Source organism: Acetoanaerobium noterae (assembly GCF_900168025.1).
In the GTDB taxonomy this organism is placed as follows: Bacteria; Bacillota; Clostridia; order Peptostreptococcales; family Filifactoraceae; genus Acetoanaerobium; species Acetoanaerobium noterae.
Genome location: NZ_FUYN01000014.1, coordinates 1 through 8,966 on the forward strand (window position 1 = coordinate 1; position 8,966 = coordinate 8,966).

Annotated in this window: 10 protein-coding genes; 6 read left to right on the forward strand and 4 right to left on the reverse strand. The window is 27.1% G+C overall.

What is annotated here, in order from left to right:
- From B5X47_RS13835 to B5X47_RS13490, 6 genes are all read left to right on the forward strand, one after another.
- Positions 1-936: TraG/VirB4 family ATPase (locus B5X47_RS13835; protein WP_159446489.1), on the forward strand; the 936-nt coding region annotated here is incomplete at its 5' end.
- Positions 937-943: 7 nt separating this feature from the next.
- On the forward strand, positions 944-2,140 hold the full coding sequence (locus B5X47_RS13470; RefSeq protein WP_079590819.1) for a C39 family peptidase: 1,197 nt from the start codon (positions 944-946) through the stop codon (positions 2,138-2,140).
- A 146-nt stretch (positions 2,141-2,286) separates the two neighbouring features.
- Positions 2,287-3,495: a hypothetical protein gene (locus tag B5X47_RS13475; protein ID WP_079590821.1), complete on the forward strand. Its 1,209-nt coding sequence runs from the start codon at positions 2,287-2,289 to the stop codon at positions 3,493-3,495.
- Between the two features lie 9 nt (positions 3,496-3,504).
- Entirely contained in the window at positions 3,505-5,271 is a 1,767-nt protein-coding gene (locus B5X47_RS13480; RefSeq protein ID WP_079590823.1) for a VirD4-like conjugal transfer protein, CD1115 family, read from the forward strand.
- Positions 5,272-5,350: 79 nt separating this feature from the next.
- The gene (locus tag B5X47_RS13485) at positions 5,351-5,656 is read left to right on the forward strand and encodes a hypothetical protein (RefSeq protein ID WP_079590825.1); all 306 of its coding nucleotides are present in this window, start codon (positions 5,351-5,353) and stop codon (positions 5,654-5,656) included.
- 96 nt (positions 5,657-5,752) lie between these two features.
- Positions 5,753-6,343 carry a hypothetical protein gene (locus B5X47_RS13490; RefSeq protein WP_079590827.1) on the forward strand — a complete coding sequence of 197 codons (591 nt, stop codon included), beginning with the start codon at positions 5,753-5,755 and terminating at the stop codon, positions 6,341-6,343.
- 7 nt (positions 6,344-6,350) lie between these two features.
- Here the strand turns inward: B5X47_RS13490 and B5X47_RS13495 are convergent, their stop codons facing one another.
- The 4 genes from B5X47_RS13495 to B5X47_RS13510 form a co-directional block, all read right to left on the reverse strand.
- Entirely contained in the window at positions 6,351-6,995 is a 645-nt protein-coding gene (locus tag B5X47_RS13495) for a recombinase family protein (protein ID WP_079590829.1), read from the reverse strand.
- Positions 6,996-7,409, reverse strand: coding sequence for a hypothetical protein (locus B5X47_RS13500; protein WP_079590831.1), 414 nt, complete (start codon positions 7,407-7,409; stop codon positions 6,996-6,998).
- A 193-nt stretch (positions 7,410-7,602) separates the two neighbouring features.
- The gene (locus B5X47_RS13505; RefSeq protein ID WP_159446490.1) at positions 7,603-8,034 is read right to left on the reverse strand and encodes a single-stranded DNA-binding protein; all 432 of its coding nucleotides are present in this window, start codon (positions 8,032-8,034) and stop codon (positions 7,603-7,605) included.
- Positions 8,035-8,036: 2 nt separating this feature from the next.
- On the reverse strand, positions 8,037-8,786 hold the full coding sequence (locus B5X47_RS13510; protein ID WP_079590835.1) for a hypothetical protein: 750 nt from the start codon (positions 8,784-8,786) through the stop codon (positions 8,037-8,039).
- Positions 8,787-8,966 lie beyond the last annotated feature (180 nt).

Genomic DNA, 8,966 nt, shown 5'->3' on the forward strand with positions numbered 1-8,966 from the left:
AAATACACTATGAATCCATTTGAAATCTTCCTAGAATATAGCATGAATGGAACTGATGATGATGAAGTTACATCCGTACAAGTACCGCCATTGTCGGTACACATTAAGCATATAGAAAAATGGCTGAATTGCTACGCTAACTTTGATGATTATCAATTATCAACAATTTCAAGTACCTTATATTCATTTTATGAAAGTAAAGGAATGAATATAGACATGGACTTAGCTAAGTTGAAACAATTTCCTCAATTTTTTATAAAAGATTATTACAAGTACCTTGTAGATTTAAAAAAAGTAGAAGAAGATGACTTTAAGAAAAATCTGTTAAATCAAATAGAAACGATAATTCAACCTATAAGTGTAGGTGCTGATGCTCACATTTGGAACAATATATCTAATTTTCCACAACTAAAAAAATTTACAGTATTTGATATTTTCGAGCTTAGAAATCTTGATACTAGAATTCTAACATCACAATATTATCTACTCATGGAAAGGCTTTGGCATGAGTGTGTTATTAATAGAATGAAAAATAAAAATTTACCTTCAGATAAACACACATTTTTAAGAATAGTTTGTGATGAACTTCATAAAATTCTTAGTACTAAGATTATAGCAACTGAATTTAAAAATCTTAGCAAAATGATAAGAAAATACGATGGTGGTTTAATGACAATTACTCAAGCCACTACAGACTATTTAAAAGAGGATTTGTTAGAAGAAGGAAAAGCTATTCTAAGCAGTGCAGTATATAAGTTTGTATTTGCACAGAATACTCAAGGACTTATAGACTCGAAACGAGTATTTGATTTAAATGATAAGGAAGTAGAATTATTAGCAAGTGCCACTCAATCTAATTGTCTTGCTATTTTTGGAAATTATAAAACTAAATTGGTAAATGTAATACCAGATTTTATACTAAAAGAAATATCATAGGTGTATTATGAAGCAATTAGTAAGAGCAATATTAGTAGCTAGTTTAATTATCGTTACTTTAATAAGTTTACTACTATTCTTAATTCACTGGCAAATAGCAGGAATACCATCAATAATAATGGATAATGCTGTATCTACATTATTTGGAGGAGAAAACAGTAAAAAAGTACTTGAACAGTGGGATAGAATTACAAAATATCAAGAAATAGTTACTTTAGTTCATGAAGAGGATAAACCACCAAAGTTAGAGGATGCCATAGAAAGTTTAAGTGATTGTTCTGAAATTAATGTAACTGATACATTTGATTTGGATTGGCAAGATTTAATGACTGTTGACACTATAAGAATTCAGCAAAACTTTAGAAAAAAAATAGAAGAAAAAAAAGTAAGAGAAATTGGTAATACTTTTATTGATATAAAAACGAGTAAAAGATGGGAAACACGATATGACAGTGATGGTGGCTCTTATACTATCCTAGTAGGTTATGTAGTATGCAAAACTAGAGATTTTAATGATACTGAATTTGAAAAGTACTATTTAAAAGATAATTTCAAAAAATCTGCTCAAGGTGCAGAGTATATGTCATGGCAGTTACATGAAATATATGTAGGAGAAGAGAACTCACCAGAGGAAGACATAGATAGCACTGAATTGCCTGAAATAGTTGAAGGAGAAAATATAACTACAGTAAATTATTATAATCAAGCAAAGGGTTATTGGTCGCAAAAGGTTTATGGAAGAGGAACTAAAACTAAGACTAATACGTATACTTGGTCTGGATGCGGTCCTACAGCAGCTGCTATAGTTTTTTCTACTTTGAAAAATGATACTTCTATTGATCCCTATACTATGGGAGAACTTTTTTATAAAAAGAATCTTCGCTTTGATGCAGGGACAGCACACAATGCAATGGTAGTTGCAGCTAAAGAATATGGTTTAAAATCTGATTTCTTTGCATTTAATCAGACTGATAAATTAGTGAATCATCTTAATAAAGGACATATTGTAACTAGCGTTCTAGGAAGAAATAAAACAGATTTATACGGTGGTAGAGGGCATTTTGTAGTTATAAACGGTATTCGAGAAACCAACGGTAAAGTAGAGGTTTATGTAACTGATCCTGCGTACAGTAAAAAAAATGGTTGGTGGGATATTAATACTGTAGTAACTGGCTCCAAGAATTTCTCTGCTGTATGGGATTAAAAATGTACTTCATAAATTTCCCTGAAGACCAGGAGTAGCTCAAAACAATGAGATACATTTATTATGTGATTCGGTTTTATGGCTAGGAGTTTTTCTGGCCATAAAATAGGAATCACAATATTTTAAATTAGGAAGGAGTAAGTTAAATGAATAGACCAGAAAGAATGAATATAGCATACATTGGAAGAGAGGCTATTTATCAAATACTAGTTGAAAATCATTTTACAATGTTTGACTTTCATTATACTCAATATGTCGATACAAGATTTAATGTGCAAAGAGAAATAGAAAAAATATTTAAATTAAAAAACATAACTTGTTTAGTTGTAGATTATTATGTATTGAATACGGATGCTGAATTTACAAATGCTTTAAATAATTATAAAGCGATAAATCCAGATATTCATATTATTGTAACTCTGTTTGAAAAGAAATATCATAATAACGATTTTGAAATGCTAAAAGTAGGTAATTTAAATTTAGAAATTGAAAATAAAGAAGTAGAAAAAGGTAAATCTTTTTTAGAAAAAATTTCAGAAAAAAAGGATGAAATTAAAGGGAATATAGAAGATAAAAAAAGTAAGAAGAAAATTTTGATAGACGAAAAAAAGGTTGTTGAAAATGTAGTTGTAGAGAGTTGTGATATTGAATCACATGAAAAAATCAATGATTCTGAAAAAAAAGAAAGTAAAAGTGAAAAAAAAGATATAAAAATAAATATCCCTAAAATTCCAAAATTACCTAAGTTTAATATTAAAGAAAAGATAAGAAAAAACAATATGAATATTTTAAGCAAAAATATAGATTTTTTAGATGATTGCAATGTGGAATATTTCAGCAATGACAAAGTAGTAGCTTTATACTCAGACTTTAGTTTGCAAGGAATATCTACTTTATCATATAACATTTTAAATCATTATGAAAATACTTGTGTTATAGATACAAACATGAGCTTTATAAAATTATCAGGACATGAATCTATTGAAACATATCTTAGAGAAACTTTGATTATAGCTGATTACTTTGAATTTAATAAACTTAATATATACTCTGTGAATCCAAATATTTCTTCTCAGGAATTAAAAACGATTATTAGAAAACTCTTAACTAAATACAGTAAGGTTGTAATTGATTTAAAATCGGATGAACTTTTCAAGGACTTATCAAATGAACTTACAATTTCATCTTACTATGTCATAGAGGAGGATTTTGATATTTTCCATATGGCACGAAAAAGTGAAATAATAAAAATCCCTTATATCAAGTTGATTATAAATAAATCTACTAATACATTTACAAATGATGATATCAAAAAAACTTTAAATACTGACCTTGATATCATACAAATAGCATAGAGGTGAACTATGACACTTAAAAAAAGATTTTTAAAGAGATATCCTGCTTTGATAGGTATGGAAATACTTTTTATTAGCTCATTTTTCTTTATTTTCTGTTTAGTTGGAAAAGATAGCCCACCTAAATTGACATATATAAATGATTTCTTAAACTTTTATTTATTTAAAGAAATAATGTACTTCGGACAATCTATAGTATTAGTTGCTTTTTTTAGATATCTTATTATTCCAGAACTGGATATAGAAAGTAACCAACATGGTTCTACAAGATGGCTTACACATAAAGAATTTAAAAAAACTGTAACAGAGTGGGATTTTAAATCAGAAATAAATAAAGGTGGTCAAATGCTTGGAATTGAAATAAAAGATGAAAAACCCTATAAAGGATATTTTGATTGTGGAGATGTACACAATTTAATTATAGCTGCTACTCGCTCAGGAAAGACAAGAAAGTTACTATTAGAAACTATAATGAATGTTGCTTCAGCAGGTGAATCTATGGTTATCAATGATCCTAAAGGTGAGAATTACCTTATTACCTATCCGTATCTAAAAGATAAAGGATATAATATAATTTGCATAGATTTTAGAGAACCATTAAAATCTAATTATTGGAATCCTTTATATATAATAAATAATTTATTTAAGAAAAATGAAAAATCTTTAGCTGTGGAATGTGCATTTGATTTAGCATCTATTATATGTCCTATAGGATTATATGATTCAGATAGTGCTATATTTAAAGAAGGTGCTCAATCAATAGTTGCAGGGGCAATAATAATCTTATGTACTCAAGCAGAAAAAGAAGAACAAATAAATATGTCTAGCTTAATCGAAGTAATACATTGTATGAGTGATGAAACTGGAAGTTTTTATTTAGATCATGTAGTTAGAGGATTACCATCTTCTCACCCTGCTAAAAAAGTTTTATATACAGCCTTTTCTTCAAAAGGGAATTTAAGACCTAGTATGTTTACAAATGCGATGGCTGCTTTAAGATTATTTACTGATGCAACTATAGAAACTATGTGTAGTAAACAAGATCATGACATGGAAGCAATCGGGAGAGAAAAAACAGCTTTATTTATAATCCTGCCTGATGAAAAAACAACTAGGCATCCACTTGCAACTATATATTTTACTCAGCTATATCAAATCCTATCTAATTATGCTATTAAGAATGGTAGTAGATTACCTAAAACTGTTCATATGCTCTATGATGAATTTGGAAACTCGCCTGTTCAACCTGACTTTCCTCAGAAAATAACCATAGGTGCAGGAAGAGGAATTCTATATACTTTAATAGTACAATCATTAGAGCAATTAGATATATATGGAATACATGGTAGTAATACTATAAAAACTAATATCGGAAATTGGCTTTATTTATCTACAAATAATCCTTCTACAGCAGAAGTAATAAATAAAAAAATAGGTACAGAAACTATAATTACTCATGACTTAAAATATAAAACTGCTCTAACCATAGAAGGTGAAGAAGGAAAAAAATTAATGGAAAGGGATATGTTAAAAGTTGAGGAGATAATGAGATGGGATATAAATAAAATTTTGGTACTAAGACAAGGCAAAAATCCTATTGCTTTAGATTTACTTGATTTTAGTAAATACCATTTTAGTGAAGAATGTGGTATGGTAGGAATTGAAAAAGAAGATCAAAAGATACTTCAATATAGAAATATGAATAGAGAAATTCATAAAGAAATTAATGTTCCAATCTGGAAACCTAAATTAAAAAAAACTACAGAAATAGCTTAAATTAAAGACATTATTTTAAGGTATAAGACATTTTAGAAGAAGCTTAATAGTTTTATACCTTTAGAAAGGAACTTTAAAAATGGGATTACTGGGTGATAGGTTTAAAGAATCTAAATCTGAAGATGATATGTATTTTAATGCTAACTTGTTGTACGAACTAATAAAAGAACTCGACCCTTCTATTAATAAAGAAGGTAATTCTTTTAGTTTATTTAACACATTTCCATATCGAGAGGGAAATGAAGAACCAAAATTGAAACTTGCAACATTATACGCTAATAAAAGATCCGATGGCAGAATAGATTTATATATAGAGGATTATGGAAATAAAAAATTCATTAGATATCCAGATCAAACATTTCTTTATTTGATAAATTTCTTTTAATGTATCTCACTGTTTTGAGCTGCTCTTGGTCTTCAGGAAAATTATTGAGTTACATTATATGGTAATTTTTAATTTTAATAGAAAGAAGGGGTTTATATGACACTAAAAAAAATAATCAGTGAAATTAATACCAACAACATTCCAATAGGCTTTTATAGGTTAGAAGAAGGTAGATTCCCTGAATTTTTAGTATATTTATATACTATTTCAGATGAAAATGAAAGAAATAAATATAACACCTTAAAAAACAAAGAAAGTTATGTGAGTGAAAGTGGTAAAATCTTTTTCCCTTATTCATCTATTGATGTTGTAAAAGAAACTTATAGACAGTATGATTTAATAAGCCACGATATTACTACTGAAAAAATTAATTCAATATTAAATATCAATTCACCTTCTGAACTTTATTTAGCTTTTTCTCTATATTTAATTCTACATGAATTTGGGCACTGGATACATTTCGAAGAACTAGAAAAAAAACCTTATTTATGGCATCAAGAAGATGTACATTTTAAAAGAGAATATGCTAGAAAAAGAAATAAGGCAAAATATAATCCTAATTTACAAAAATCTTATTATGTTGAACTTAATAAAGAATATAACGCTATTCCAATGGAAAAAAGAGCTAATGATTATGCTGAAAATCATTTAAAAAAATATTTTGAATTACTAAAAAAGAAACTATAAAAAAGGGTCAACTCGACCCTTTTTTTAGTTCACGTTTATATTTAAAATAAGTGTTATTTGACAGCCCTAATTCTCTAGCTAAGTGAGTATCTTTAATTTCACCTTTTTCAACTCGTTTGTACTCTTCAGCAAATTTTTCTATAGAAACTTTTCTAGGTCTGCCATAAATATGCCACTCTCCACGTTTCTTCATAGCTTCAATACCTTCTTTTTGCCTTTTCTTTTTAGTAGTAAGTTCACTTTCAGCTAACCATGAAAAAACATCTAAAAGCAAGTTGTTAATAATGTCTAAGAATCCTTTTGCAATTTCATCTGATCCAGCCATTGCCTTAAAATTCATAAGTGTGTGAGGTAGATTTAATATCATTATCCTTATATCATTCACTTTATAATAAAGAAATTCATCCATAATTTCTTGCTTGTTTCTGCCTATTCTATCAAGTTCTGGAATGATTAAAATATCCCCTGGTCTAAGTACATCCTCTTTCATAACAATATATCGCTCTCGGTTGAAGTCCCTTCCACTTTGTTTATCTTGATATATTTTTTTTAGCTCATATCCATTCTCTTTACAGAATTTTTCTATATTTATTACACCCCTGTCAAGGTGCTGCTCTTTTGTAGAAACTCTATTATATCCATATACAGCCATTTACTTATCATCCTTATAAAGAGAGTATAGAGAATTTTTCTTTTGGGCATTTTTTCTATCTATGCCAATCTGCGTTCTCTGGTGTATTATTATCTGGTTCGCAAATTCATGATTGTGCAGCATCGATAATACTAACCCTTCAAGTAAAATTCCTTTTTCTTCATGGGTATAATTTGAATCTTTATCAATTCTCAATATAAGAGAATCAATAGTTTTAAATATAGTTTCAAATTTTTCCTGAAGTATTTCTGGTGGAACACCTATTGCTATCTCATGAATTTTTTTCCAACTACTCTGACTACCTTTTTTATAGTCTTCAGTATTATTTTTTTCTAATAATTCATTTTTTAAAACATAATTTTCATACCATGATTGGAAAGATGTTTTTTCATCATTTCTAATTTGTTTCCCCATAATAGTACTCCCTTCAAATTATATCTAAATGTATCTCTAATTAATTGTATACAAAAAAGTAAATACTTGCAACATTTAGGTATAAAATTAGTAGAATTATTTCACTATATCTAAATGTATACTTTTCGGTATAGCTATAAATATAAAACAGAAATAAAAAAAGAATAGCTTTATACTATTCTTCTTAATTGAATTAATAAGGTGCTTCATCAAGTGTTCTTTTCCATTCAGGATCAGAATTAACTCTAAGAAACTCAGGAATATCATCATCATATTTTATAATCTTAAAAGGTTTGTTCTTAGTGGATTCGTCACTGTTTTTTATAATTCTAATATGCTCTGCAACAATTTCAGTTATTGTTCTTTTTGAATTACCACTATTTTTTAATTCTCTATTTTTTAAATAACCTTTTAAAACCAAAGTGTCCCCTATTATTAAATTTTCCTTTATATAAATAGCTAATGCTCCATATGCAACTATAGAAAATTTATCGATTCTATAACTACTTTTTGGTTCATTCATTTCTACTTCTATAGAAAAATATGAAGTTGCCTTTTGAATATTATTTGATGATAATATATATGGTTTCGAAATAACTTTACCAATCATAAAAACAAAATTCATTACTATTCTCCTTCAGATTCTTTATGCTCCCTATCTAAATGTAGTTTGTATTCTTTCTTTTTTAATTTATTGTATTTTTTAACGAATTTATTTAGTTGTTTTACGTAATCTTTCTCTAAATCTTTGTTATAATTATAATTTAGAATATTATCTAGAAATTTTCTTACTAATATAGGACTTATAAAAATAACGTAAAATAATACAGCTATTATTAATAGTGCCATATTCAAATAAATTATATTTATGTTATCAGTTATAGCTATTTTTTTATATATTTCTTCAGATACAGAAGAGAAAATAAATGATGGAATCCCAATAAGTGAAATCATAAATAAACATATTGAAAAAATATTTATAAATAACATAGAAAAAATATTTATGTATTTATTAGAGATAAAATTATAATTTCTATTTATCTTATTTAAATATGTAATCACTATTATTGCTTCTATACTATCATATTTCTTTTTATAAATAGCATACCTAAAATAATTTGGTAATACTTTTATAAAGTTTTCATCTTTTGCTATTTTATTTACACAATTTTCTATATCCATATTATGAAATCTTATTTTTATATAAAGTTCTTCTACAAATTCGTAAAATGGCGTTAACTCATTATAGTAGCTATTAAATTGATTTTTCACATCAATTAAAATGCCCGATAATATCCCTAGTGATATACCAGCTATAACTTTATAAGTCATTAATTCATTTAATATTTCTATAATTATTTTTATAATTATTTCCATAATCATTCCCCTCTCAATACCTTATTCTGATATAAATTGCTTTTTAATTTTATAATATCATTTGATTAGCTGTTTGACACAAAAAATCATATTATATATAATAGAAGTAATATTTTATATATTTTATTCCTGTATACGAACTTGCCACTCGTATAACGTCACTGGCTTATTCGACTAGGC

Bases quoted from the DNA above. Each gene is read 5' to 3' on its own strand.
- B5X47_RS13470 (WP_079590819.1), top strand. From the start codon at position 944: ATGAAGCAATTAGTAAGAGCAATATTAGTAGCTAGTTTAATTATCGTT.
- B5X47_RS13475 (WP_079590821.1), top strand. From the start codon at position 2,287: ATGAATAGACCAGAAAGAATGAATATAGCATACATTGGAAGAGAGGCT.
- B5X47_RS13480 (WP_079590823.1), top strand. From the start codon at position 3,505: ATGACACTTAAAAAAAGATTTTTAAAGAGATATCCTGCTTTGATAGGT.
- B5X47_RS13485 (WP_079590825.1), top strand. From the start codon at position 5,351: ATGGGATTACTGGGTGATAGGTTTAAAGAATCTAAATCTGAAGATGAT.
- B5X47_RS13490 (WP_079590827.1), top strand. From the start codon at position 5,753: ATGACACTAAAAAAAATAATCAGTGAAATTAATACCAACAACATTCCA.
- B5X47_RS13495 (WP_079590829.1), bottom strand. From the start codon at position 6,995: ATGGCTGTATATGGATATAATAGAGTTTCTACAAAAGAGCAGCACCTT.
- B5X47_RS13500 (WP_079590831.1), bottom strand. From the start codon at position 7,409: ATGGGGAAACAAATTAGAAATGATGAAAAAACATCTTTCCAATCATGG.
- B5X47_RS13505 (WP_159446490.1), bottom strand. From the start codon at position 8,034: ATGAATTTTGTTTTTATGATTGGTAAAGTTATTTCGAAACCATATATA.
- B5X47_RS13510 (WP_079590835.1), bottom strand. From the start codon at position 8,786: ATGGAAATAATTATAAAAATAATTATAGAAATATTAAATGAATTAATG.